21 protein-coding genes are annotated in these 26,105 nt (G+C 62.7%); 5 read left to right on the forward strand and 16 right to left on the reverse strand.

What is annotated here, in order from left to right:
• The 3 genes from AC1DON_RS03345 to AC1DON_RS03355 all read left to right on the forward strand — a co-directional run bounded on the left by AC1DON_RS03345 (window position 1) and on the right by AC1DON_RS03355 (window position 5,068).
• Window positions 1-2,049, forward strand: coding sequence for a beta-galactosidase (locus tag AC1DON_RS03345; RefSeq protein WP_476933309.1), 2,049 nt, complete (start codon window positions 1-3; stop codon window positions 2,047-2,049).
• Between the two features lie 63 nt (window positions 2,050-2,112).
• Complete coding sequence (locus AC1DON_RS03350; RefSeq protein ID WP_476933310.1) at window positions 2,113-4,002, forward strand: glycoside hydrolase family 97 protein; 1,890 nt, start codon at window positions 2,113-2,115, stop codon at window positions 4,000-4,002.
• 13 nt (window positions 4,003-4,015) lie between these two features.
• Window positions 4,016-5,068 (forward strand): glycoside hydrolase family 62 protein, encoded by a 1,053-nt coding sequence (locus AC1DON_RS03355; RefSeq protein ID WP_476933311.1) that lies wholly within the window; start codon window positions 4,016-4,018, stop codon window positions 5,066-5,068.
• Between the two features lie 35 nt (window positions 5,069-5,103).
• Here the strand turns inward: AC1DON_RS03355 and AC1DON_RS03360 are convergent, their stop codons facing one another.
• From AC1DON_RS03360 to AC1DON_RS03375, 4 genes are read right to left on the reverse strand one after another with little or no spacing between them, the layout of a single operon-like run.
• Window positions 5,104-5,913: an oxidoreductase gene (locus tag AC1DON_RS03360; protein ID WP_476933312.1), complete on the reverse strand. Its 810-nt coding sequence runs from the start codon at window positions 5,911-5,913 to the stop codon at window positions 5,104-5,106.
• 37 nt (window positions 5,914-5,950) lie between these two features.
• Complete coding sequence (locus tag AC1DON_RS03365; RefSeq protein ID WP_476933313.1) at window positions 5,951-7,291, reverse strand: TolC family protein; 1,341 nt, start codon at window positions 7,289-7,291, stop codon at window positions 5,951-5,953.
• Window positions 7,284-10,352: an efflux RND transporter permease subunit gene (locus AC1DON_RS03370; protein ID WP_476933314.1), complete on the reverse strand. Its 3,069-nt coding sequence runs from the start codon at window positions 10,350-10,352 to the stop codon at window positions 7,284-7,286. Before AC1DON_RS03370 ends, AC1DON_RS03365 begins: the two co-directional genes overlap by 8 nt.
• A complete protein-coding gene (locus AC1DON_RS03375; protein WP_476933315.1) occupies window positions 10,349-11,443 on the reverse strand; it encodes an efflux RND transporter periplasmic adaptor subunit in 1,095 nt (364 codons plus the stop codon). Before AC1DON_RS03375 ends, AC1DON_RS03370 begins: the two co-directional genes overlap by 4 nt.
• Before the next feature lie 89 nt (window positions 11,444-11,532).
• Between AC1DON_RS03375 and AC1DON_RS03380 the strand changes: the two genes are divergently transcribed.
• Window positions 11,533-12,177: a TetR/AcrR family transcriptional regulator gene (locus tag AC1DON_RS03380; RefSeq protein ID WP_476933316.1), complete on the forward strand. Its 645-nt coding sequence runs from the start codon at window positions 11,533-11,535 to the stop codon at window positions 12,175-12,177.
• 45 nt (window positions 12,178-12,222) lie between these two features.
• On the opposite strand, the gene AC1DON_RS03385 is transcribed toward AC1DON_RS03380, so the two are convergent.
• The 7 genes from AC1DON_RS03385 to AC1DON_RS03415 are packed head-to-tail and all read right to left on the reverse strand — an operon-like array spanning window position 12,223 to window position 19,271.
• A complete protein-coding gene (locus AC1DON_RS03385; protein ID WP_476933317.1) occupies window positions 12,223-13,224 on the reverse strand; it encodes a Rieske 2Fe-2S domain-containing protein in 1,002 nt (333 codons plus the stop codon).
• Entirely contained in the window at window positions 13,221-14,216 is a 996-nt protein-coding gene (locus tag AC1DON_RS03390; protein WP_476933318.1) for a GNAT family protein, read from the reverse strand. The genes AC1DON_RS03385 and AC1DON_RS03390 overlap by 4 nt, the downstream gene beginning before the upstream one ends.
• A complete protein-coding gene (locus tag AC1DON_RS03395) occupies window positions 14,207-15,310 on the reverse strand; it encodes an ATP-grasp domain-containing protein (RefSeq protein ID WP_476933319.1) in 1,104 nt (367 codons plus the stop codon). Before AC1DON_RS03395 ends, AC1DON_RS03390 begins: the two co-directional genes overlap by 10 nt.
• A complete protein-coding gene (locus AC1DON_RS03400; protein WP_476933320.1) occupies window positions 15,307-16,491 on the reverse strand; it encodes a cell division protein FtsA in 1,185 nt (394 codons plus the stop codon). The genes AC1DON_RS03395 and AC1DON_RS03400 overlap by 4 nt, the downstream gene beginning before the upstream one ends.
• A complete protein-coding gene (locus AC1DON_RS03405) occupies window positions 16,481-17,302 on the reverse strand; it encodes an MBL fold metallo-hydrolase (RefSeq protein ID WP_476933321.1) in 822 nt (273 codons plus the stop codon). Before AC1DON_RS03405 ends, AC1DON_RS03400 begins: the two co-directional genes overlap by 11 nt.
• Complete coding sequence (locus AC1DON_RS03410) at window positions 17,299-18,276, reverse strand: NAD-dependent epimerase/dehydratase family protein (protein ID WP_476933322.1); 978 nt, start codon at window positions 18,274-18,276, stop codon at window positions 17,299-17,301. Before AC1DON_RS03410 ends, AC1DON_RS03405 begins: the two co-directional genes overlap by 4 nt.
• Complete coding sequence (locus tag AC1DON_RS03415) at window positions 18,273-19,271, reverse strand: 3-oxoacyl-[acyl-carrier-protein] synthase III C-terminal domain-containing protein (protein WP_476933323.1); 999 nt, start codon at window positions 19,269-19,271, stop codon at window positions 18,273-18,275. The genes AC1DON_RS03410 and AC1DON_RS03415 overlap by 4 nt, the downstream gene beginning before the upstream one ends.
• A 243-nt stretch (window positions 19,272-19,514) precedes the next feature.
• Here AC1DON_RS03415 and AC1DON_RS03420 point away from each other — a divergent pair, with 243 nt between their 5' ends.
• A complete protein-coding gene (locus AC1DON_RS03420) occupies window positions 19,515-19,703 on the forward strand; it encodes a hypothetical protein (protein WP_476933324.1) in 189 nt (62 codons plus the stop codon).
• Window positions 19,704-19,758: 55 nt separating this feature from the next.
• Here the strand turns inward: AC1DON_RS03420 and AC1DON_RS03425 are convergent, their stop codons facing one another.
• From AC1DON_RS03425 to AC1DON_RS03445, 5 genes are all read right to left on the reverse strand, one after another.
• Window positions 19,759-20,196 carry a helix-turn-helix domain-containing protein gene (locus AC1DON_RS03425; protein WP_476933325.1) on the reverse strand — a complete coding sequence of 146 codons (438 nt, stop codon included), beginning with the start codon at window positions 20,194-20,196 and terminating at the stop codon, window positions 19,759-19,761.
• A 134-nt stretch (window positions 20,197-20,330) separates the two neighbouring features.
• Window positions 20,331-20,681: a hypothetical protein gene (locus AC1DON_RS03430; RefSeq protein ID WP_476933326.1), complete on the reverse strand. Its 351-nt coding sequence runs from the start codon at window positions 20,679-20,681 to the stop codon at window positions 20,331-20,333.
• A 43-nt stretch (window positions 20,682-20,724) separates the two neighbouring features.
• Complete coding sequence (gene fixJ, locus AC1DON_RS03435) at window positions 20,725-21,339, reverse strand: response regulator FixJ (RefSeq protein ID WP_476933327.1); 615 nt, start codon at window positions 21,337-21,339, stop codon at window positions 20,725-20,727.
• A complete protein-coding gene (locus AC1DON_RS03440) occupies window positions 21,336-22,847 on the reverse strand; it encodes a PAS domain S-box protein (RefSeq protein WP_476933328.1) in 1,512 nt (503 codons plus the stop codon). The genes fixJ and AC1DON_RS03440 overlap by 4 nt, the downstream gene beginning before the upstream one ends.
• An 89-nt stretch (window positions 22,848-22,936) precedes the next feature.
• On the reverse strand, window positions 22,937-26,008 hold the full coding sequence (locus AC1DON_RS03445) for a glycoside hydrolase family 2 protein (protein ID WP_476933329.1): 3,072 nt from the start codon (window positions 26,006-26,008) through the stop codon (window positions 22,937-22,939).
• Window positions 26,009-26,105 lie beyond the last annotated feature (97 nt).

A 26,105-nucleotide genomic window follows, 5' to 3' on the forward strand; every position in this document is an offset into this window, starting at 1 on the left:
ATGACCATGAAAGCTTTCGTCGCGAGTGCCGCAGCACTCCTCATTGCTGTCTCTGGGACGGCGCAGGCGCAGCCGGCGAAACTGCCGTCGGTTCCGCCGGCCGCGGGACTGTTCGTCGGGGCCAATTACCAGCCTGTCGACCGAACGCCGAAGCAAATTCACTACGATATCGCCCTTATGAAAAAGGCCGGGTTCAATGTGGTCCGCGTCGGCGACCTGTCGTGGGACTATTTCCAGCCCGCTGAAGGCGTTTTCACCTTCGACAAGTTCGACGCGGTCCTGAACGAGATGCAGGCCAACGGCATCAAGGTCATCCTCGATATTCCAGGCCAGCCGGCACCACTGTGGCTGCACCAAAAATACCCGGCCGTGGATCTGGTCACGCAGAACGGTACCCGGCTGTATCCGGCCGAACGCTACATGCAGAATATCAGCGATCCGGACTATCTGCGGCTGCTTGGCGACCTGGCCGAGACCATGACAAAACGCTATGGCAAGCATCCGGCGGTCATCGCCTTTGGCTACAACAATGAACTCGGCAACGGCTTCATGTCGTATTCACCGGCGGATCGCACCCGGTTCGTTGCCTGGCTGAAAAAGAAATACGGCACGCTGGATGCGCTGAACCAGGCGTGGGCGACGCAACGCTGGTCGCGTACCCTGACGTCGTGGGAGCAGGTGGAACTGCCGTACGGTGACGGTCCGGGGCCGTTTGAGCGCTATCTCGACCTGCATCGCTACTGGTCCGACGCCAGCGTCGACGTGCTCATGACCCTTGAGAATGCCCGGCGTAGAAACGCGCCGGACAAGCCGGCCATATCGAACCTGTGGGATTCGTCCGGACGCCGGGGCTTTGACTATCTCTCGACCTACAAGGACTATGTCAGTCACGGATCGCACGGCTACTACAATGGCGATGCGATCAGCGGCGGTTTCGAAACTATGATGATGCGTGGCGCACTGCCTACGCCCAGTTGGTTTGTCGAGTTCCAGGCCGGCGGTGGCGGCTATTACGGCCTGAAGGGCCGGTCGCGCATGTGGGGCTATTTCGGCCTGCTCAACGGCGCCCAGGGCATGCTTGCCTGGACCTTCAACACCCATCGGGGCGGCGAGGAACAGGCCCTGTTCGGCCTGGTCGACCACGACGACACCCCGTCGTGGAAGCTGGACGAATGGGGCCGGATGGCGTCCGAGTTCCGGACCCTGCAAAAGCTGGGCTTTCCGCGCAAGCTGGAGCCGCAGGCGGCCATCGCCTATTCCTTTGAGGCAAAGGTCGCATCCGAACCCGAAAGCTGGTCGAACACGGTCAAGCAGTATCTGACGACGTCGTACATGGACCAGAAGCACAACGCCTTCGCGCCCCTGTTCAACGACAATATCGACGTGGCGGTTATCAATATCGCTCATGAAGATCTGAGCCGGTACAAAATGGTCGTCGTGCCGGGTGAATACCTGATGAACCAGGCCGCTGCCGACAATCTGCGCCGGTACGTCAAGGGCGGCGGCACGGTTATCATGACCGCCATGTCCGACAAGGTGGACGAGACCAACCAGTGGTTCGGCACGCCTCTGCCTGGGCGTCTGACGGATGTCTTCGGCCTGAAAACCCGTGAGTTCTACCGCCATTACGCGCCGCTGACCGGTAAAATCGGCGACCAGGAATTCAAAAGCACAATCACCTTCTATGAAGTGCTGGAACCCACCACAGCCGAGGTGATCGGACGTATCTCCAACGTTCCGGACGCGCCTCCGATTGCGACCGTCAACAAGTTCGGCAAGGGCCAGGCCATCTATGTCGCCACGCCGGCACAGCCTGCCGTGATGCAGCCCTTGTATCGCAGCCTCTATACCCAGCTGGGTATCGTGCCCGGGCCCAAAACGCCGGAAGGCGTCTATGCCCGTGTCGTCGACGGCCGCACGCTCTATGTCAATGCGTCGTACGGGCCAAAGGACATCACCATTGACGGCAAAAAGACCAGTCCCCTTACGAAGAACAGTTATGACGGCACGCTGCACCTCGAAGCCGATGGTGTTGAACTGCTCGAATAATGTTCGCGTGTAACGCCAACAGTTGCCCGTTGCTTCCCATCCTCCCGACCCCGAGAAATATCCATGTTTGAACTCCTTGCCGCCGCCGCGGCAGCCCATATTGCCGTGTCATCGCCGGACGGAAGTCTGGAAATCCGGATCGCGCCGGACGCTTCCGGATACACTGTTTCGCGAAAGCAGGAGGAAATCGTCTCCACCTCCGCGCTTGGCCTGCAGATGGACGGCGCCCCGGATTTTCAGGACCTTCAACTGGTCAAGGCCAGGAAGAGGGACCGCAACCAGACCTATCGCCTGACGGCGACCAAGGCGGCCACGGCGAAAGACCATTACCGGTCGCAGGTGCTGACCTTCCGGGAAGCTTCCGGCCAGCACCACGAATTGTCGATCGAAGTCAGGGCCTATAATAACGGCGTTGCGTGGCGGTACCTCACGCCTGTGGGCCAGGCGGTCACTGTCGTGGACGAAAAGACAGGTTTCCGCCTGGCCGGAGATCCGACCTGTATCGTCTCGGAATACAAGACGTCACACGAAGACTACTGGAACCCCATCAAGGTCTCGCAACTCGATCCGTCGAAACTGTACGATTATCCGGTCGTGTGCGCGTCGCCCAGCGGCCGCACGCACTACGCCGTCGTCCAGTCGGATATTTCAGGCTATGCCGGCTCGGCGCTGAAGCCAGGCCCGGACGGCCTTCAGGTCGAGCTGTTCAGCCGCCTCGACCGCAAGGACATTTCGGTCGTCTCCGAAAACGGGCTGCAAAGCGGCTGGCGCGTGATCATGACGGCTGACCGCGCGGGCGATCTGATCGAGTCGCCGCTGATCGGCAACCTGGCGGCCCAGGCAAAGGGCGATTACAGTTGGGTGAAGCCCGGCAAGGCGGCATGGGACTGGTGGTCGGGCCCGACCGCCGGGGAGAAGCCGACGATGGAACGTTTCAAGCGCTTTATCGACTTCGCCGCAGAGTCCGGCTTGCCCTACTTCCTGATCGACGCCGGCTGGCCCTTGAACGCGACCCCCTGTTGCGATGCGGACCCGAAGACCGACATTACCCACGCGAACCTGGTGATCGATATGCCTGCCCTTGTCGATTACGCCGGCAAGAAAGGGGTAGGGCTCATGCTTTGGGCGCACTGGAAGCACGTCGAGCCCCGGATGGACGAAGTCCTGGATACCTATCAGCGCTGGGGGATCAAGGGCATCAAGGTCGATTTCATGGAGCGTGACGACCAGGAAATGGTCCAGTTCTATGGGCGGCTGGCGGCGGCCACGGCCAAACGCCATCTGCTGCTGGACATGCATGGGGCCTTTCCGCCAACGGGCCTGAACCGGACCTATCCGAACTATATTACGCAGGAAGGCGTAATGGGGGCCGAGTACAACAAGTTCGAGTGGGCGCAGATCACGCCGTCCCACAATGTCAAACTGGCCTATACGCGCATGTTGCTGGGGCCGATGGACTATACGCCCGGCGGTTTCCGCAACTCCTATCCCGAGACCTATAAGCAGAGCGAAATCATGCCGAGCGTCCGCTATACCCGTGGGCAGGCTCTGGCGCAGTATGTGGTGTACGAAAGCCCGTTGCAAATGGTCGCAGACGACCCGGTCGCTTACAAGGATGCGTCCGGCTTCGACTTCATCAAAGCCGTTCCTACCGCCTGGGATGAGACCCGGTTTGTCGACGGCACGCCCGAAAGCCATGTCGTCGTCGCCCGACGCAGCGGCGACCGGTGGTATGTCGGCGCCATGAATAACGAACAGGCGCGGACGGTCGACATAGCCCTGAACTTCCTGGCGCCTGGACAGTACGATGTTGTATTGTGGCAGGATGGCGCAACAGCCAATGATGTCGAACGTACAACCATAACGGCGTCGAACCTGGATAAACTCAAGGTCACGATGGCGCGCGGCGGTGGCGCTGCGATCGTGCTTACCAAGCACAGCTTGTCGCGCTAAGACGGGGACAGCCATGACAAATGACTTTTTCAAGCGAGCGCTGCCGATAATTTGCACGGCGCTCATCGCTGTCCCAGTACTGGCGCACTCCGCCGAATTGAGCGGCTTCAGCTGGAAATCCAGTCCTCCGCTGATCACGACGCCCAAGGACAGCGCCATAAAGCATTACGGTGTCAAGGACCCGTCGGTCGTCTATCACGACGGGCGGTATCATGTGTTCATGACGACCGCCGCCGAGAACGGCTGGGCATTGGCCTATTCCAGCTTCTCTGACTGGAAGGATGCCCCCAAAGCACCGATCGTCCCTCTCGATAAGTCTCCGATGGGGCCCGGCTACCGCGCGGCGCCTCAGGTCTTCTATTTTGCCCCGCAGAAGCTCTGGTACCTGGTGTACCAGGGGGGCGACCCGATGTACTCGACCAGCACGGACATCTCCGATCCCCTGTCATGGAGCGCGCCGAAGCCGTTCTTCAATGTGGTTCCGGACGTGGTCAAGCAACCCGACGGCAACCCGGCCTGGCTGGACTTCTGGGTCATCTGCGACGACCAGACCTGCTACCTGTTCTTTACCAACGACAACGGCTCATTCTTTCGTGCGGAGACGCCTCTGAAGCAATTCCCGGAGGGTTTCCACAATACGACCGTGGCGATCAAAGGTACGCGCGACGACGTCTTCGAGGCCAGCAATACCTACAGGGTCAAGGGAACAAACACCTTCCTGACGCTGGTCGAGGCTATTAGCCCGAAGGGACGTTATTTCCGCGCCTGGACAAGCGACAAACTGAACGGCGAATGGACGCCGCTGGGTGAAGATATGAACGTGTTCGCCAGCGCCGATAATGTGAAATTCAAGGGAAAGGCCTGGGCCGAAGGCGTGTCCCATGGCGAACTCATTCGCGCAGGTGAGGATCAGACGCTCACTATTGATGCCTGCACGCCCCTGGAATTCCTTTATCAGGGCCTCGATCCTGCGGGAAAGAACAGGGAGTACATGCAGCTTCCCTATAGCCTCGGCCTGATTAAAGCCGAAGGACCGAACATGATCAGCCGTTTGTGCAAGAAGTAGGTCGGGCGGGGCTTGCGTGACGGCAGTCGGCGGCGCTACGTTTTGAAGCCAAAGCTTTTGCGAAGACTGCTGTCGACGGCGCTGGCCGGCATGAACCGGCGCAGGCGGCTCAAGAGGCTGGCCTTGCCATCGGCTGGCTGGCGCATGCGATAGGGGCCGTCGATCACCGCCAGGATTTTCCTGGCAACGGATAGGGGCTTTGGCGCGGATTTGATCTGGGCGACGACGGCCTTGGTCGTTGCATCGACCTGGCTGGCGTAGGTGCCAAGCGCCGCGCTCACCTGGGCAGAGTTCGTGTCAAGGTTCGTGTTGGTAAAGGACGGCTGGACAAGGACGACCCTGACGTTGAATTCACGGACCTCATGGTCCAGGGACTCCGACATGCCCTCCAGTGCGTGCTTGCTGCTGGCGTAAAGCCCCATGAATGGCGCCGGCAGAAAGCCCAGGACCGAACTGAGGTTGATGATCAGGCCCTGCCTAGCCTGACGCATGGACGGCAGAACGGCGCGCATCATCCGCAGGGGACCAAAGACGTTCACATCGAACAGGGCCTGCGCCTCATGGATGGACGTGTTTTCGACCGGGCCGAGCAGGGAGACACCGGCATTGTTGATCAGCACGTCGATCCTGCCGGCTTCGGACAGCACCCAGTCGATAAAAGCGGTGACCGAGGCCTCACTGGTGACGTCGAGGGCGCCGAATTCCAGATTAGGGGGCAAGGGCTCCTGAGGTACGCGGCGCGCCCCGGCAAATACCCGATATCCCTTTTGAGCCAGGAGACGGGCCGTCGCCTCGCCGATGCCTGAAGAGGCGCCCGTTATGACGATAACTCTGTCGTTGGACATAATATATTCCTTGTTTGACGGTATGTTGGTCGAAAGGTCAGAGGCCCTGAGCCCGGTAAAGCGCGGCGGCAGTCATCGACCGGTCCGCCTCGGCATCGATAAGCGTGCGGCGCGATGCCTCAAGGTGGAGGATGGAGGCAAGCCATGCGACTTTCGGGATCAGGCCCGCGCCATACTGACGGTCCGCTTCGGCATGGCGGCGGGACGATGCCTGCATATCTTCCGTGGCCAATCGGGCCCTGAGTTCCGCCTGTTCGGCTGCGACCCATTTTGTCCGCACATCGGCAAGCACGGAGATGGCGGTGAGGCGGTAGGCTTCATAGGCCTGGATCTCTCGGGCCGAGGCCGCGTCGATCTGGCCTCTGACGCGGCCGAAATTGAGCAGTGGCAGGTAAATGGTTGCGGCCGTGTTCCATACATCGACCCTGGGTCCGGCACTGGTATCCTGACTGCCGAAAAAGGCGCCCAGCGAAAGGTTGGGAAACAGCGATGCCTGGGCGGAGCGCGTCGATGCCCGCGCAGCCGTCAGGTTGGACTCAGCCATCTTCATGTCGGGCCGATCGCGCAGAATGGCCGTGGGCGCCGCAATCGCATCCGAGGGCCGGAAGTTCGGAACGTCCGCGGCGGTCGTCAGCGATGCCCGCAAGGCCATCTCATCGTCGCCGGTCAGGATGCTGAGCACATTCAGATACTGCTCGCACGCATCAGTCAGGCGGCTGACGCTGGCCTCGGCCGTCCGGGCATCGCTGTCCGCTGCTCGCCATTGCCCTTCGGTGATCAGCCCCTTCTGCCACTGCTCGCGCAGGCTGGCAGAAATGTCGCGGGCCGACGACGCCGTCGTCCGGAGGCTGGCCAGGGTCTGCTGGCTCTGTCGCAGACCGATATAGGCAGCGATGATCTCCAGCCGGACCGCGCCCCTGACGTCCTGAAGCGAGGCTTCGGCGGTCGCGGCGCTTGCCTTCGCTGCCTTTGATCGTGCTTTCAAGCCGCCAAAGAGATCGAGGTCGTAGCTGGCGTTCAACTGGCCCTGGGCGATGTTGAGCGTCCGGTTTCCATAGGTCAGGCCGATATCACCGCGTTGTGCCACGCCGGCGGCAGCAATGTCTGGAAACAGGAAAGACCTGACCGTGACGTGGGCCGCACGTGCCTCGCGAAGGCGGGCGGCAGCAATCCTGATCTCGTGACTGTTGTGGTCGGCTGTCGCCAGCAGGCTTAGGAGCGTCTCGTCGCTGCCCTCTGTCCACCACTCGGTGTTGCCATGAGAGGTGGCAGGGGCATGCCACGTCGCCGGCGCCGGTGCTGAAGGGAGGTTGGCCGTGGGTGTCGTGCATGCGCTGAGCACGCCCAATACCGGCAAAAGCATGAGGAGTTTATGCATGTGTCGTCTCGCTTTGCGGCTTGCGGACATTGAACCAGAACGCATAGAGCGCCGGCAGGAAGACTAGTGTGAGAACGGTTCCGACGCCGACACCGCCGATGAGCACGAAGGCCAGGGCGCCCCAGAATACCGAATGGGTCAGGGGAATGAAGGCCAGCATCGCCGCCGCCGCCGTCAGTATGACCGGGCGTGCGCGGCGGACGGTGGCCTCGATGATCGCTTCATAGTCCGTCGCGCCGTGCGCCTTGTTGTCGCTGATTTGCTGCACCAGGATCAGCGTGTTGCGCATCAGGATACCCGACAGCCCTACCAGTGCCAGGATCGCATTGAAGCCAAAAGGCTGGTTGAACAGCAGCATGGTAGGCACGGCGCCGACCAGGCCGAGCGGAGCGGTCGCGAACACCATCCACATGGTCGAGAAGGTCCGCACCTGGATCATCAGCACGACGAGGGTCAGCAGGATCATCACCGGGACGACCGCGACCAGGGCGACATTGGCCTTGGCGCTTTCTTCAACGGCGCCGCCGGTCTCAATCCGGTACCCGGCAGGCAGGCTGGCCTTGATGGTCTCAAGCTTCGGCAACAGTTCCGCCGTTACGTCGGGTGGCTGAAGGCCTTCGCGGACATCGCCCTGGACGCTGACGAACAGGTCGCGGTCATAACGCTTGATCTGCTGGCTCTCTGTGTCGGCAACCTGATGCACGACCGCGCTTAACGGGATTGCCTGGCCCAGTGTATTGACGACCGTCATTCCGGCCAGGTCCGACGGGGAGCGCCGCTCATTGGCCGGCGTTTTCAACACGATATCGACCGTGCGTGTCCCGTCGCGCATCTGGGTCGCCGCAGCTCCCGAAACGAGCCCTTGCAGTTGGAAGTCCACGGCCTGGCGGGTCAGGTTGAGTTGGGCCAGGCGGGCGTCGTCGATGACGTAGCGCATGATCGGCGTCCTTTCACCCCAGTCGAGATGCGGATTGATGACATTGGGATTGTGGTCGAGGACGGCGCGCACCTCTTCCGCGACCTTCATGATGCCGGCTTCATCCGGGCCGATGACACGGAAGAGTACTGGGTAGGGCACGGGCGGGCCAAACAGGAACTGTGTCACCCGCACGCGGGCCTGCGGATAGCGGCCTTCCTTCGTCCACGTCTCCAGGCGCTCTTTCAGCTTTGCGCGCGCCTTGACGTCCTTTGTCTGGATGACGACCTGGGCATAGGCGGGGTTGGGCAGTTCGGGGTTGAGCGAGAAGAAGAAGCGTGGGGCTCCGCGTCCCAGATAGGCGGAGACGTCGGTCGCTTCGGGTTGCTTCATAACGTCCGCTTCGATGCGTGCCGTGACGGCTTTCGTCGCCTCAAACGCGCTGCCGACAGGCATCTTGACCTCGATGGTCAGTTCGGTCCGGTCGGAGTTGGGGAAGAACTGCTTCTTCACCAGGATCATTCCAGCACCGGACAGAAGAAACAGACCCACGGTGATCGCGATCGTCAGCAAGCGGTGATCTACGGTGAGCCTGACCAGCTTGCGGAAAGTCGCATAGCCCTTGCTGTCGTACATCGAATGATGGCCGGGTTTCGGCTTGATGTCCGGCAGCATGACCACGCCCAGGTAGGGTGTGAAGGTGACTGCGACGACCCACGACGCAATCAGGGCAAAACCCACCACCCAGAAGATGTTGCCGGCATATTCCCCGGCCGAGGACTGGGCAAAGCCGACAGGAATAAAGCCAAGGATGGTAACCAGCGTGCCCGACAGCATAGGCGCCGCGGTCGTGGTCCAGGCGTAGGTCGCGGCCTTGACCCGATCGAAGCCTTCTTCCAGCTTCACGACCATCATCTCGATGGCGATGATGGCGTCGTCGACGAGCAGCCCCAGCGATATGATCAGCGCGCCGAGCGTGATCCGGTCGAAGTCGCGACCGGTGAGCAGCATGACGACGAAAACGATGGCCAGGGTCAGGGGAACGGCGGCGGCGACGACGAGGCCGACGCGGAAGCCGAGCGCCACCAGCGACACCAGCATCACGACGCCCAGGGCGACGATGAACTTCACCATGAACTCATCGACCGAATGGTGGATCACCTTTGCCTGGTCCGAAATCTTGGCGAAGCTGACGCCCAGTGGAAGCTGCGCCCGCATGCCCGCCTCTTCCTTTTCCAGTGCCTTGCCAAGAGTCAGGCCGTTATAGCGCGGCGCCATGACGACGCCGAGGACGACCGCCGGTTGGCCGGCATGATTGATTTCATAGGTGGCCGGATCTTCGTAGCCGCGGCGGACCTCAGCAAAGTCACCAATCCTGAGCAACTGTCCGCGCACGCTGAACGTCACATTCCGCACGTCGTCAAGCGAGGTGAGACCGGAATCGAGCCGGATCTGTATCCTGGGACCGACGGTGCCGACGGCCCCCGAAGGCGTGACGTCATTGCGGCCACGCAGCGCGGCCATGATGTCCTGCGCGTTGATGCCCAGGGTCGCCAGTCTGGCCTGTGGTATTTCGACGAAGATCGCCTGGGGCCGCTCACCCAGTATCCTGACCTTCTGGACGCCCGGAACCTGAAGCAGTTGCTGGCGCAGGGTTTCCGCCTGTTTCACCAGGTCGCGGTTCGGCAGGCCTTTCGCCTGGATGGCATAGAGCGAGAAATAGACGTCGCTGAATTCGTCGTCGAAGAAGGGACCGTAGACGCCCTTGGGGAGGTTGCGGGCTTCGTCGGACAGTTTCTTGCGCACCTGGTAGAATTGGTCCGGCACGGCTGACGGTGGCGTCGAGTCCTTCAGGATGACCTTGGCCTGCAACACACCTGGCTGCGCCGTGGTCTCGACGCGGTCGTAATATTGCAGTTCCTGGAGGCGCTTCTCGAGGAGATCGCCGACGTTTTCGTCCATCTCCTTTGCTGTCGCTCCGGGCCACACGGCAGTCACGGTCATGATCTTGACGGTAAAGCGCGGGTCTTCAGCCCGGCCCAGTTTTATGAAAGCGAATGTCCCGGCGGCCAGGACCGCGAGAATGAGAAACAAGGTGACGGCGCGTTCACGCACCGCCAGGGCAGACAGGTTGGGAAAGCTCACAACGTGCCTCCCCGGATGGCACGCACGACCTGGCCTTCATTGAGCAGTTGCGCGCCCGCTGCGACGACGACTTCGCCTTGCGAGAGGCCGGACGACAGGGTTGCGGTTTCCTCATTGAAGCGCGCGACCTTCACCGGTCTTGCCCGCACGCTCCCCTTGGCGTCGATGACCCAGACCCTAGTGCCGCTGCCCTTGTCGACCAGCGCCGACAAGGGCACGTCCAGCGAAGACGATGCCGCCTTCACGCCGTCCGGGGAAACCTGAACGGTTGAGCCCAAAGGCGCGTCGGTAAGGCTGGCGTCGAGCACGTAGCGCGCTTCGAAAAGGCGTGTGGACGGATCGGCGGCTGCAGACACCTGACGCAGACGGCCGTTATAGACGGCGCCCGTCGCGCCAAAAACGGTGATTTGCGCTGCCTCGCCGATGATGTGGCCGGCTTCCGGCAGGCCGACAACCGCTTCGGGTGCGCCGGCCTGGGCGATCTTGATCACCGGCTGTCCGGCCGTCACGACCTGTCCGGCCTCGCCCGGCAGTTCGGTGACCACGCCCGCGACATCGGCGCGCAGTTCCGTGTACGCGCGCTGGTTTTTGACGGTCGCCAACTGCGCCTCGGCTGCTTTCAGATTGGCATCGGCTGAGTCTTTGGCTGCCCTCGCCTGTTCGATCATGTCGACAGAGGTCGATCCGCTGGCAGCCAAGCTGTTCACCCGCTCATAGTTGGCATTGGCCCGGACAGCGACGCTGCGCGCTGCCGCAACCGCTGCCGTTGCGGCATCGACGCCGTCGCTGTAATCGGTCGGATCAAGCCGCATCAGCAACTGCCCGGGAGATACGCGGTCGCCGAGATTGACCTTACGCTCAATAATCTTGCCGCCCACCCGGAAGGCCAGGGTTTGTTCGACCCTTGAGTGGATCGTGCCGGCATAGGCCGTTTCTGTTCCGGCGGCGGCACCCACTTGGTAAGTCAGAACGCGCGGACGGCTATTGGTTTCGGGCTTTGCCGGCGCGTGACAGGCGACCAGAGTGGTCATGACCGTCGCCAGGAACACCAGGGCCGGGCCATTTTTTACAAGAGGGGATGGGAAGGACATGTTGACTTTGATCCATGGGGTGGCGTATTTGATACTCATGAGTATCGTAAAGCGCCCAAATTTGGATACTGTCAAGTATCATTATTTCCATGCCTGAAAACAGTCATGAAAATAGCCCTGCCCGTCGCGGCCGGCCTGTCGATCCGGCCCTGTCGGAAAAAATCGTCGATGCCGCCTGCAACCTGTTCGGTGAGCTCGGCTTCCAGGCGACGACCATGGACAAGGTCGCTCGCGAAGCTAAGATTTCCAAGCTCAGCATTTACAAGCACTTCGAAAACAAGGAAGCCTTGTTCAGCGCCGCCATCGCTGCACGGTGCCAGGCTTTCGCACCCCAGTCCCTGTTCGAAGGCGTCGAAGGAACGGCCGAGGATCAGTTGCTGGCGGTCGGCACCAGCCTTCTTCGACTTTTACTGAGTCCGGACGTACGAAGCGTCGAGGAGATGATTGCGTCGGACAAGACCAACCAGGCCCGCTTGACACGGTTATATTTCGAAGCGGGTCCGGTAAGATTCCTCAGCCAAATCGAGAAGCTGCTGCGGCGTCTGCGCGACAGCAACGCCCTTTCGGTGCCAAATCCCGGGCAGTCTGCGCGTCTGTTCGCTGCGCTGTTCAAGGGGGCGGACCTTCTGATCGTTGCGGATTTCGACGCAGAGCGTGCGACGAGCGAGGGCGAGATATCGGCTTACTGTCAGGCTGCTGTGGCCATGTTCATCGCTGCGCACGGATCGCGTTAGAGGGCAGTTCCGGCGCGTCGCGCAGGCTGGCTAACCCCGTTCCCGCTACAGCCACATCTCGAACGGACCAAGGGTTTCGGGCGTGAGTGTGCCGCCATTGTAGAGCCGCGCCAGCTTGTCGCTTAACCGGTCGCCAGGGCCGGAGCGGAAGGCGGGGCCGCCGAAGCGCGCAATGTTGTCGTGAAGCGCTGTCAGCGCCTTTGCATCTTGATCGATGACACGGAACAGGAAGAGCCGGATCAAGGCCTCTTTCAGCCAGGCTGGGCCACGGGCCTTGCGCGTCGTGAAGCGGGCGAACGGCCGGATGGTGTGTTCGTCCTCCGGTACGAACCAGATAGTGACGCACAGGCTCAAACCCTCAGGCCCTTCCCATATACCCTGGAAGGCAACCGGCGGCAGGTAACGGCCGCGGCTGGCCTTGCGTGGGCCTTCGAGCGCACGCGACATCCAGCCGTAGTCGGTGTCCTGCGTATAGACCGCCTCGAAACTGGTCTCGGACGTATGGATTGTCTGGATGACGCGCTGGCGGCGGTGGCTGACGCGGATATAGCCGTTATGAATGAAGTTGGTGTGGAAGGGATCGAGCACATTGTCGAGCGCATCGAAGACCCTGGCGCGCTGGGGCTCCATGGCCCACCAGAAGTGATCGTGATCAGGGCCGTCCGGCATATCGGGAAGGCTTGTGGCTAAGTCGTCTTCGGGTTTGAGGCAGGCGAAGATGACGCCATGCTGTTCGGCGACGCCGACAGTCTCGGCGGTCACGCGTTTCAGCTCGCCCGCCGCGCAGCCGGGGACATCAACGCAGGCGCCGTCGCCGGAAAAGGCCCAGCCATGATAGGGGCAGACCAGCCGGCCGTTTTCGACCTGGCCCTGCGAAAGCGGATAGTTGCGGTGGGGGCAGCGGTCGCGAAAGGCGTGCAGGCCTTGCGGGCTGCGCCACAGGACGATCGGCACGCCGGCGATCTTTACCGGCACGGGGCGCGCTCCGACGCGGTGCGACAAGGCCACGGGTAACCAGGCCTTTTCGATGCCGGCGGGCAGGTTCACGCCCCGGCGGCCCTGGCTATCCGGGGTTCCAGTGTCCGTAACACGCGTGCGATCAGGCGATAACCCAGCCTCCGCCAGATCGGCAAGTGATGGTCGACGATCAGCAGATACTCCATCCATGGTTTGGCTCCCCGATGGCGTTTGAAATGCGGCGCACCGGCCGACAGGTTGAGCTTCAGACCCTGGTGCGAAGCCTGAAGCGCCATATGCGCCATGATGGCGCGGTAGAGGCCGTCGGCTTGCGGCCGCGTCCGGTTGTAACCGACAAGCGGTAAGGTCAGGGTCTCATTGTTGCGGTGGGCGGCGCAAAAGGCTTCGATATCGCCGTCTTCGGTTTCCAGCGTGTATAGCACCAGCCGCCCGGCCTGCATCAGTTGCGCGATGCCGATGGCTGTGTAGTCCGGATTATAGGCGGAATAGGTGTCGATATAGAGGCCGCGATAGAGGTCGAGACAGCGGTTCAGGCGGGCCTCATCGACCGTGTCCGCGAAGTGATGGGGCTGGAGACGCATGGCTTCCAGGGTTACCAGATCGCGGCGGCTGTCGCGGCGCGGCGCCCATTCGTGCGCGACGTCCTCGATGATCCAGACGACGCGGAATGGCCAGGCGACATGGCCGGCCGGCGGGGTAGTCAGTGAGCGTACGACGATGGCGTGACCGGGATAGGCCTTCGTCAGGCCTTCTGCGATGGTGACCATCCGTTCAGGCGAAGGCGCGTAGAGGCTGGTCGACAAAAGGTAATGTTCGGGGAAGACGACGTGATCGACGCGCAACATCGCTGCGACGGCTTGCATGAGGTGACTTAGGAGCAATGCGCCCCAAAGTTCGGGACCGCGCATCGCCCGGCGGGCCTCTTCGCGCGCCATGGGGCCGATGGCTGTGGTGAGTGAGGTCAGCCAGCAGCGATTACGGCCATACGGTACGGCGGCGGAGACCGCTTCGCCGGCGATCGTGATTGTGTCGAAGCGGACCTCGGCATTGTTCAGTTGCATGTCAGGTCTCGATCGCAAGCGATGTCCGCCGTCATGGCCGCCTGAAGACTTCGACCTTGAAACACTGCGCGCACAGTGAAGGCCATCGCATCGGTCGCCGCCGCCCAGCCGCGTCCCGCCAGGACATTGCGGCTACATTCGAAGTCATGACACCATTGGTCGAGCCGGCCCGTCGCGGTCGCCTGCGGCAGGCCGTAGAGCCACATGGCGGGACCGAGGCAAGCCGGTGTGCGGGCGCGCAAGACCCCGGCGCCGCTGCCGGTAAAGGCCGCGCTCAGACCTTCCGGGTCGTGTGCCAGCAGATGCAGCCCACTGGTTGCGCGCGGATTGCACTCGATCAGCCACAACTGGCCGTGACGGTCGCGGCGCAGGTCGCAGCCGAACTGTCCGGTGAGGTTAAGCGCCGAAGCCAGAGCCGCCATCATGGCTTCGACGGCTGGCGCAATTTCGGGTTCGACCGGATCGAAGTGATAGCTGGCACCGCCCTTGGCGCGCCACGCCGAGCGATAGATGGCAACTGCACGCAACTGGCCGTCTCGGGTAATGGCGTGCGCGCTCAGGTCTTCGCCGTCGATCCAGTCCTGGCGCAGCCACGGGTTTGCGGTCGGAGCCGCCTGTGGCGCCTGGCTGGGTTTTATCCGGACGCTGACGCCGAAACGCGAAAACTCCGGTTTGAAGACGCAGGCTTCCGGCCGTTCCGTTGGGCCGTCCAGGCGCTGCGTCTTGGGGGCAGGGAGGCCCAGAGACTGCGCCAGTGCGATAAAGGCGAATTTGGAATGGAGTTGCATCAGCACGCCCATATCCGGCGTGAACAGCGGCCAGTCTGGCATGGATGCGCACCGCCAGTAAAAGATGTCCTCGCACAAGGAAATGATCAGGTCGGGCTTGAGGCGATCGACGACGGTGCGGGCATCCTCAGCGAAACGATCGAACTGTTGCACCGGAGCGGCGCAGCGCGTGAAGCTGTCGAGCACCGGCCGCGCCACCGATCCATCGACGCTGTCGATGCCGTGGACCTGATGTCCGCAGGCGGCAAAGGCCAGGGCCAGATCGCGCGTGACGGGCGACCGCGTGCCGGTCAGCAGGATATTCATGGCTGCCACCTGACGTGTCGGCGCTTGGGGAAGTCGAGCGCGCGGTCATAAGGGATGCGCACCAAGGCTTGACCGAACGGGGCAAGCGCCTTGGCCATCGCTCTGGCATCGCCATCGTGCTCGCAGGCATAGGCGATACCGGACGCGCTGCCTGTCGCGCACCAGCGATGATGCGCCGGAATGACCTGGCTGACGGCGGTTTCGACCTCGGCCGGAAAGACGGTTTGGCCGCCCCAGCGCCAGATGTCCTGGATACGACCTTCGACCGGTTCAACGGCGGACAGTGCCGAGCCGCAGGGGCAGGTGCACGGTTTCAAAATGTCGTCGAGCCTTAGCCGCACGACCAGTTGTGTATGGCGCAGCAGGTCGGTGACGATCGGCCGAAAGCGCCCGCCGCCGACGTCCTCGCGTTCGATGATGAGACCATCTTCGTTTAGGTGCAGGGTTCCGTGCGCACACGGCGCCCCTAGAAAGCCTTCGGTCGCCTGGTAAATGGGGGCGGGGCGGCGGCCCAACCCTTCGGTGACAAAGGCGCGTTCACAGGCATTGAGTGTCTCAGCGCCGTAGTAGAGGTGCCGCAATGACGGCAGGCGATGCCCGGACGCGGCAAGATCAATCAGGACCTGCGGCGGCGCGATCAGCATGTGTGGATCAAAGCGGGCGATGGCGTCATCGCGATCGGTCTCGCCAAGCGCGAAGAAGCGCATACCGCCGCGATCATAGAGCCGGCTGCGAGCGCGCAGGCAAACGGCGATGCGGCGCAACTGTATTAAGGGCCATGGCGCCAGAAGCTTGCCCGCCAACCGCCCGGAATAGGTCGCGCGCTCGGCAGGCGAGGTGACGAACAGGCCGCGCGTACCCCCGCCTGTGCCGGTCGAAAAGCCGGCGTTTAATGCACCGGGCAGGTCGCCCACACCACCGGCCTCGGCGCGCGAAGCTGCGGCCATCGCCTCATCTGTGCTCAGGCCCGCCGTGTTATAGTCGGTAAAGCGCGCGCGAAAGACGTCGGTGCTGACAATGGGCAGGTCATCCAGGGGCGTGTTGGCGAATGCCTTCAGCGCCGGACTGGCCACGAACTGCGTCCGCAATTGCCGCCATAGACGGTCCTGGCGTTGCTTCAGGCTGGCGGGTGTCCAGGTTTTGCGGGCATCGCTATAGGCGGTGATGGCCTCAAACGCCATGGCTCGCCCATTTGCTTGCCGTCTCCTCGCAATGGGAGGGGATGATCTCGACCTTGCCCTGCAGCGCCTGGATTTTTTTGAGCGTGTCGCGATAGACGCCGGTGTCGCCGAGCAGTCCGGTCGTCAGGGCCGGCGGCGGTGCGCCGTCGCGGATGGCGGCCATGGTCCAGGCGGCGTCGCCGATAAAGAAGGCTTCGGGATGGGCATTGACCCACAGTCCCCAGTGACCGGGGCAGTGGCCGGGCAACTCGACAGCGATCAGACTGCCGTCCTTGAACAGGTCGATGCCTTCGGCAAACGGCGCGAGCTGATCGGGGAGGGGAATGCGCGGCAGGTCCTCGAAGCAGGTGGCGTCGAGCGCGCGCGGCACCAGCGTGCTCAGCAACCCCTGACGGACACGCGTGAAGCGGCCCCCGCGGCTTAAGAGTTCAAGGCCGGCCCGGGCGCAGAAGACCCGTGCCTGGGGAAACTCCGTCAGACCGGCGACGTGGTCGCCGTGGAAGTGCGAGACGAAGATCGCGCGGATATCGGCGGGTTCCAGGCCGAAGCGGCGAAGCTGCGCCGTCAGGCTGTCGGCTTCGCTGTATTGGACCGGCGTGACCCAGCGATAGAAACGTTCAGGGAAGGTCTCGGTCGCCGCGAAGAAGCGGGCGTGATAGCCGGTGTCGAACAGGACCGGCCCGTCACGGTGCAGGATCAGGCCCACGAGCGCCGGGAAGTTGACGGGGCACAGGTGGCCACCGCGTCGTGTCATGATTTCCGGGTGGCGGCAGGCGCCGACCTTCAGGATATGCCAACTGGCGACAGTCATGGCGTTCGGCTCCCTGCGACGTCGCGCGCCGTGGAAAAGGCGTCGTATTGCGGGGTGTAGCCTAGCACATCGCGCGCCTTGGTCAGGTCGAAGGTCTGCGAAAAGGCCAGGACGGCCAATCCGTAGGGCGTGACGAACGGCTCAGGCCGGCCGGGCAGACGGGCACACAGCCATTCGCCTGCGCGGGCCATGGCTTCGGCCAAAGGATAGGGCAGGGGGACGAAGCGGACGGGTTTGTTTAGGCGTTCCGCCAGGGCCTCGATCATGGCGCGCATGGTCATGGCGCGGCCGCCGGAAATATTGAAGACCTGACCTGCCGTCTCCGGGCGGTCCTTGAGCGCCAGCAAGGAGGCATGGGCTACGTCGCGGGCATCGGTCAGTTCGACCAGCGCATGCCCGTCGCGCAGCAGCGGAAAGCGGCCCTTGTTTACCAGCCGCAGGATGCGCGGCAACAAGACGCTGTCGTCAGGCCCGACAATGGCGCGTGGACGTAAACTCACGCAGGCCATTGCGTCATCGGACGCAGCCATGACCTCGTGCTCGGCGATGGCCTTGGTGGCGGCGTAGGCGTTGAGCGGCTTTTCAGCGATCGGGTCGTTTTCGTTCAGAGCCAGTTGATCGCTCGTTCGGGCATAGACTGATGGTGACGATATAAAGATGAAGCGGCGCACGCCGGCCTGACGCGCCGCTGCCAGCAGCCGGCGCGTCACCATGACATTGGCGGCGTAGAAATCATCGTAAGCGCCCCAGGGGCTCGACAAGGCCGCGCAATGGATGATGGCGTCGATGCCATCGACAAGGAGGGGCGGTGCCTCGGCATCGAGAAGATCGGCGCGGACAAACTCAGCGCCCTTGAAACGGTCCCCGGCATCCCGGCGTCCGGTGGCGCGAACGGCGTGTCCCTCGGCAAGCAGCGACTGGACGACCGCAATGCCCAACCCGCCGGTGGCGCCGGTGACAAGCACACGGCTCACAGGCGTAACACCATGGCGCCCATGCTGATGCCCGCCGAGGTGCCAAGCAGGAGGGCGTGTGCGCCGGAATGAAGCCGGCCTTCCGCGCGCGCCTGGCACAAGGCGGTCGGCAGCGAGGCGGCGATCTGGTTGCCGTGGGTGGCGAAGATGTCAACGACGCGTTCCGGCCGGTTGCCGAGGATATGGCGGACATATTCGAGCGCAGGATGGCTGGCCTGATGGCAGATGAGATGGTCGATCCCATCGAGGCTCAAGCCGGCGGCGGCAACCGTCTCATCGATCATCTTCGGCAGGTGGCGACCGGCGGCCTTGAAGATGGCGAAGGCGTCCATGTGGAAGCGCGCACCGTCGCGGATGGCGTCGAATCCGTCTTCGACGCGCACGCGCGTCCCGCCTGAGCGCAAATGGGCGTGGTCCTTGCCGCTGCTGAGTGTGGCAAAGCGCGCCGACAGGATGGCCGGACCATCGCCGTTACCGGCTTCGACGCAGACGGCGGCGGCGCCGTCGCCGAAAATGGCTGACATTTCGGGGTTTTTGAAGTCGAGGCCTGCCGAGGCGATGTCGCTGGAAAAGATCAATGCCCGGCGCCACCGCCCGGCGGCGAAGCCCAGGCTGACCACGTCCAGCGCATTGAGAAAGGACAGGCAGGTCATGTTGACGTCGAAGCAGGGGATCCCGGATTTGGCCAGGCCCAGTTCATGCTGGACCAGGACGGAAGTGCCGGGAATGGGCTGCTCCATCACCCCGCAGCTACCGACGATGATGTCGAATTCGTCGCCCCAGCCGGCCTCATCCAGCGCGATACGGCACGCGCGCGCTGCCATGACCGAGCTGGTTTCCTCGGCCGCCGCGACGCCGCGCTCCGAAATACCGAAACGGGCCTGCGTCCAGCCGGCGGGCTGGCGGTAAATGGCATCAAGCTCGGTAGACGGCCGCCGGTTGCGCGGGGCGTAAACGCCGCTGCTGCAAATCCTCATGCCGATCGGATAGGTCACGGAAGACATCCTGCCTTGGATCAATTAAAAATTGAACATTGTTCATATATTGATTGCGCCCAAATGTCAACGCGCAAAGCTATCCCGATGTCAGGTGACCTGAGGGGTAGCAACATGACGCTGATCCACCAATTGTTCGCCCATTTGACTGAGATCAAATCCGCAAGCGGCGTGCCGTGTCATTGAAACAGGATTGCGAAGCCAAGCCGGCTTCCTCCGGGCGGCGACAGTGACAGACTTGCGTTGGGTAATGACTGCGGAACGTTGCTGGCTTCGGCCAGCCTGCCATTGACCGTGGCCCTGTTTCTGGCGGCCTTGAGTGGCAGCCTGACGCACTGCGCCGTCCTGGGCGCGGTGACAGCCCTGATCGCCATGTCGTCGTCGTCGCTGGTGGTGGTTCTTAATTCACTGCGCCTGAAGGGGCTGAGATAGAGTTTGTTTTCGCATTTCCTGGCGACGAACCGCTATCCACTTGGCCGGGAAATGCTTAGGCAGCCAGACGTTCCAGCGCGTCCCAGCGTACGACGTCGATCTGACGCTGGGAGATTAGACGGATAATGCGTTCGCTCTTCAGCCTGGTAAGAGCGCGCGAGACGGTCTCAATGGTCAGGCCCAGATAGTCGGCAATATTGGTGCGCGACATCGGCAGGTCGATCTCGCCGTGACCGCGCACGTCCTGGCTGTCCGCCAATTCCAGCAGGAAGCCGGCGAAGCGGCCTACGGCGGTAACGGCGTCGGCGAAGAAGTGGCGTTCACGACCGGCTTCAAAGCCGAAGACTTCGCCGGCCATATGGAAGGCGCAGATCTGGCGGCGGCCATCAGACAAAAGGCGGTAGATCCGCACGGCGCCGAACGCCACGTGATAGAGCTGGCCGGCGGCATCGCTCTCGGCATAGATCTCGGCGCCCGGCGTGAAGCTGATCACAGGTTCGCGCAGGCAATGATCGAATCCAGCGGCAGAAAAGGCGACGGGGCAGCGTCGAACATGGTGGGCTCCGAAAGAAGCGGTGTTGTCCTCTTTTGCCGCGAAGCTGCCACCGGCGATATTCGATTATGTTCCTACGTACATCTAAGTAGAGCTGATTTAAGCGCGTCGATCAGGGTATGATCATGCAGCGGTTTGCGCACCATAGTTGCATCGTTGAGCCCAGCCGGCGGCCCCAACTGGCTGGCTAGCAGGATCAGCCGCACTCCCAACGCCTTCAGCACGCCATTGTCGCGGAAACCCTTGACCAGGCTGGCATGGTCCATGACCAGGGCGGCGTTGGCGCCGACCGTATCACCGGGTAGCCAGGTCGCGCGCGTTTCGACTGCGAACCCCTCAGCGCCCAGCAGAAAGGCCAGCGAGTCCCGCAGGTCGGTATTGGGGGCGATCACCAGGATTTGGGCGCTGGGGGCGGCTGTCGACATGGCCCCTGTTTATCAGTTGGGCCGCTCGCCGCTTTGATCTGCGTCAAATTGTCTTGTTTTCGACCGCCAGAGTCATCCGCACCAGTTCGGGCAGGTTCTTGGCCTGCATTTTGTTCATAATGCTGGCGCGATGGACCTCGACCGTACGCGGGCTGATCTGCAGATCATAGGCGATGGTCTTGTTCGGCAGGCCGGCGACGATCCCGGTGAGGATCTCGGCTTCGCGCTCGGTCAGTTGCGACAGCCTGTGCCGGATATCGCCGTCCGACACCGAGGCCACACCGCGTGCATCGGCCTGCGCGCTGGCGCGGTGGATGGCGTCGATCAGCACGACGTCTTCGAATGGCTTCTCGATAAAGTCCGTGGCGCCGGCCTTCATTGCGGCGACCGCCATCGGCACGTCGCCGTGGCCGGTAATGACGATGGCCGGCACATAAAGGCCGCGTGCCGACAGCGCCTCCAGCAGTTCGACACCGTTCATGTCGGGCATGCGCAGGTCGGTGACCAGGCACGCCGTGGCAGGCTCGGTCAGGGCATCCAGAAAGGCTGGGCCGCTTTCGTGCATCTTGACCGCAAAGCCCGAACTCATCAGCAGGAAGGCGAGAGAGGACCGCACAGCCGCTTCATCGTCAACGATATGAATGATGCGCTCGCTCATGCCTGGTCCTCGTCTTCTTTATATACCGGCAAGGTGAACCGGAAGGTGGCGCCGCCATTGTCATTGCGTCGGACATCGATCGTGCCGTCGTGCGCTTCGATGATGCGCTTGGAGATGGCGAGGCCGATACCCATCCCGCCCGGCTTGCTGGTGACGAAGGGCTGGAACAGCTGCTGAGCGATATCGTCGGCGATGCCGGGGCCGGTATCGGCGACCTCGACTAAGACCGTCTCTGGATCGCTCATCTGCGTGGTGATGGTCAGTTGGCGCGCGTCCGACTGACGCATGGCCTCGCTGGCATTACGGATGAGATTGATCAGCACCTGCTGGATCTGGACGCGGTCGACCAGGACAGTATCGATCTCGGCATGATAGGCAAAAAGCGGCTTGATGCCTTTTTCCTTTGAGCCGGCCAGGGCCAAAGCGGCAGCTTCCTCGATGATCGCGCGCAGGCTGTCCTGCTTCATCTCGGTCGTGCCGTGGGTCGCCGACTGACGCAGGTGATGAATGATCTTGCCGGCGCGCAAGGACTGCTTGGCGGCTTCCTCCAGGGCGGAACGGATGACCGGCGCTGGCTCGGCCTCCATGTCCTTCAGCAGGCGGATACTGCCCTGGACGTAGTTGGCGACCGCAGACAACGGCTGGTTCAGTTCGTGCGCCAGGGTCGAGGCCATTTCGCCCAGTTCATTGAGCCGCGACAAGCGCGCCAGTTCACCGTGCAGCTGTTCCAGCCGGGCCTCGGCGTCGGCGCGTTCGGTCAGGTCGCGGATAAAGCCGGTGAAATAGACCTTGCCGGCTGAACGGAACTCGCCGACCGACAACATGATCGGAAAGGTTGATCCGTCGGCGCGCTGGGCAGCGACCACGCGGCCCTTGCCGATGATGCGCTTTTCGCCGGTGTCGTGATAGCGATGCATGTAGCCGTCGTGCTCGCCGCGATAGGGCTGGGGCATCAGCATATTGACATTGCGGCCGCGCACCTCGGCTTCAGAATAGCCGAACTGGCGCTCGGCGGCGCTGTTGAACGAGATGATGCGGCCGTGGGCGTCGATAACGACGCCGGCGTCCGGGATGGTTTGCAGAATAGAGCGGACCTGCTCCTCGCTCTGGTCCATGCGTTCCCTGGCTTCGGCGGTCTGCCGGCGCATGCCCTGCAAGGCCTCGCCGGTCAGGGCCAGGAAGGCGCCGATGACAGCATAAACGACGACGACGGCAAAGCCGTGGACCGAAGTTGGCATCTCTATGGCCAGGGACAGCACAATTGACAGCACGGTCGCCGTCAGGCCTGCGCCGAGCCCGCCAAGCATGGCGGTCATCAGGATCGCCGGCACATAGATGGCGAAGGCCGCGTAGGTGCCTATGAAAGGTGTCAGGGCCTCGCGCAGCAGGAAGGTCACGATGGTCGAGACGACCGCGAAGACATAGGCGGGCCAGCCGGCGTACCTGCCGTTCAGCATATCGTCATAGAAGGCCCTGTGCCTTGTCTTCAAAACGCTGAAACGGTCCAAAGCGAATCCATCCCTGTTTTCCCCGAAAGGCTGCAATAGACGCAAATGGACTGGTGGCGGGCAATGGTCAAGAGCGACAAAACCGCCCGCTATTTGTCCAATATGGTGAAGACCAGACTGCCGGAGTAGGTGCCGTTCGCGTTGGCTGGCTGGCTGGCCGGACCGGTGTTTTCCGGCGTCACGAACTTCGAACCCATCGCCGGAATCGCCTGCATGAAGGAAATGTCGCCGGCTGGAAACTCCGCAGAGGTGTTGATGTGTCCCAGTTGCGGCGTACCGATCCTTAAATAGGTTTGGTCCGAGGCGCTCGACGCCAGCCACGGCACTGTATCGGTGTTGAACCGCGCCCAGCGCAGGCCGGCGAAATAGCCCTGGAACTCGGGGTAGGCGGTGACGCCCGGGCGATCGACACTGTAGCTTGCCTCACGGACGCCGAGTTCCGGACCACGCAGGCGGTTTTGCCAGACGCGGTATGGACCTTTGCCCAGGCTGCGGATCGACTTGAGGTGCGCTTCCGGGTGGTCGAAGGTGATGCCGTGATAGATATATTTGCCGGAGAGCGTGTAGCTGTAGTCGAGTTTCAGCGATCCATCGCTACGCATGGTCCAGCGGAAGCGATCGAGGCCGGACGGTGAGGTCGCCTCGAGCCAGGCTTCGTTACCCGCCGTGCCCGTGGTGACGATCGCCGGGCCGGCAGGCGAAGCGAAGCGGTCGGCTTCAAACCCGATGCGCACGGTCTTTGGCGTGACAGCGCGGCCGGACTCGCTTTGCGGCGTCGAGTAGCGCACGGCCGCCACGATCTGCGGCGGGAAGGTGTAGCGAATGCCGTCATTGGTGCGGCGCGTGCTGTCGTAGATCGTCGTCCAAGCCTTGCCGTCGCTGATGTCCAGCTTGAAGCCGGCATAGGCGTCGGTCTTTTCAAGCGGCAGGTCGATCTCGATGACGTTGGCCATCTGCGGCGCGATCTGTCCGCCGCCTGCGACGGGGAGGTCTGTCCAGACAGGCTGCGCCTCGCGCGGCCTGGCAAAGACGAGCCGCGGACCGTTGGTGAGGGCGATCGTCTTGCGGCCCTTGCGGACCTCACGCAGCAGGCCGGTTTTCGCATCGAAGGTCGCGCTGGCCTTACCCGCGCCAAGGCGGATGTCGCTGCTCCCGGCGACAAGCGAAGGCTTGCCGCCCGAGGCCACGGCGGGAAGTGCCGGCGCGGACACCGGCCACACCCAGGTCCAGACATCCTGGCCGTCTGGTCCGGTCGCCGTCAGCGTAATGGCGTCGGCTTTTTGCCAGTCCTTGGGGAGGTTGATCTTCAGCGTGCCGCTGGCGTGGGGGCCGACATCCGGGCCGCTCAAGGCGCCGCTGGCCAGGGCGACAGGCGCTATGGTCCTGGCTGCCGGACTGGCGAAGCGAATGGTCTGCCAGGTGAAACGCACATCGCGCAGTGAGGTGAAGTCGTAGAGGTTGTTGACCTTTAGTGTGCCGTCAAACCCGTCCGAAAGTGCCGGGGCCGTGATCTGGACCGGCGACCAGATGTTGCGGATGGTGAAGTAGCTGCCTTCCTTTTCGTGGTTGGGACCAACCAGTCCGTCGGGGGCATAGGTGCTGAACGGATCGATGGCGCCGTCGCGGTCGGTGCGGGCAATAGCTTCGTCGACCAGCGCCCAGTGGAACAGGCCGGCGCCGCGCGGCGAGGTGGCGATGGCGTTCCAGTAGTCCTCGAGCCCCGCGCCCGCACCGCCGTCATACAGCGCGTGCAGGACCTCGGTCGGCATCAAAAGGTGCTTATCCCCCAGGCGCTTGGTCAGGTCCGCCCAGTTGGAATAGTGCTTGGTGTCTACGTCGTCATGCAGTTCCCAGGGATGCAGGACGCGGCGGTTTTGTGGGTCGTAAAGCGCGAACTCGCCGTCGAGCTCGCGGTTCCAACCGCCTTCATTACCATTATCCCAGAACAGGATGCTGGGGTGGTTGACGTCGCGCTCGACCATTTCGCGGATCAGCAGCCGGCCATTGACCGTGTCGTGCGCGTGTTGCCACCCGCTCAGCTCATTCAGTACATAGAGGCCAAGCTCATCGGCGGCTTCCAGCAGAGCCGGATCGGGCGGGTAGTGCGACATGCGGATGGCGTTCATGTTCATCGACTTGACCAACCGGACGTCGTCATAGCTGTCCTTGGCGTCGAGCGCACGGGCGGTTTGCGGGCGAAAGCTGTGCCGGTTTGCGCCCTTCAACAGAATGCGCTGCCCGTTGAGATACAGACCCTGGCCCGCCCGGACTTCGAATGTGCGAAAGCCGAAACGCTGGGTGACGGTGTGAATCGCCTCTTCGCCTCTGTAGAGCACCAGTTTCAGCGCGTAGAGGCTGGGTGTTTCGGCCGTCCACAGGGCGGGTGTGTCGATGCGCGTAGCTATGCGAACCTTGCCGGCGCCACCGCCGGGCAGGGTGAGCGTGAAGGGCGCGCCGACCGGCTTGCCGTCGCGCGTGACGACCTGGCCTTCAACGCGCGTCGCCTCGCGATCGCCGTCGAACTGGAGATCGGCGGTCAGGTTGCCATCGGCACGCGCATCGATGGCGACGTGGCGGATGGCTTCGATGGGCGAGACCTCAAGCCATACCGGCCGGAAGATGCCGCCGAACACCCAGTAGTCGCCATCGCGCTCGGCAATATTGGTATCACGGTTGTTCGATTCCTTGGCGACATCGACTTCGAGCAGGTTATCCTCGCCGAGTTTGAGCTTGCCGGTAATGTCGTAGGAAAAGCGCGTGAAAGCGCCCTGGTGAGTCGGTCCTGCCAGTTGCCCGTTCACCTTGACTGTCGCATCGGTCATGACGCCTTCGAAGACCAGCCGCACGCGCTTGCCTTTCCAGTCGGCCGACGGCGTGAAGTGCAGGCGGTAAAGTCCGTGCTCCTGGCTGCGCGTCAGGCGTTGTTCGCCGTAATTATAACTGCCGAAGCCATGCTGCTCCCAGTTGGACGGTACGGGGATGGTGGTGGTTTGGCCCGCCCGGCGGCCGCCGGTTACGGAAAACTCCCACGGCACGGCATCCTTGGGTCCCTGTCCGGACAGGTAGATTCGCTCGGTTTGGGGTGCCGCGATACATGGCGACAAGCCAAGACAAAGAAGCGAAAGGGCGACGAAAAGCGCACGCGTGAAACCTGTGATCATTCGCAACCTGCCTGTGTGTCCGGATCGGAGAGCTTCGACGTCTCTGTATTGGTCACAGGTATAGACGTAATTGTATGATCATAGAAAGAGGCTTTGA

It is taken from the genome of Asticcacaulis sp. P4_H10, from assembly GCF_056400965.1.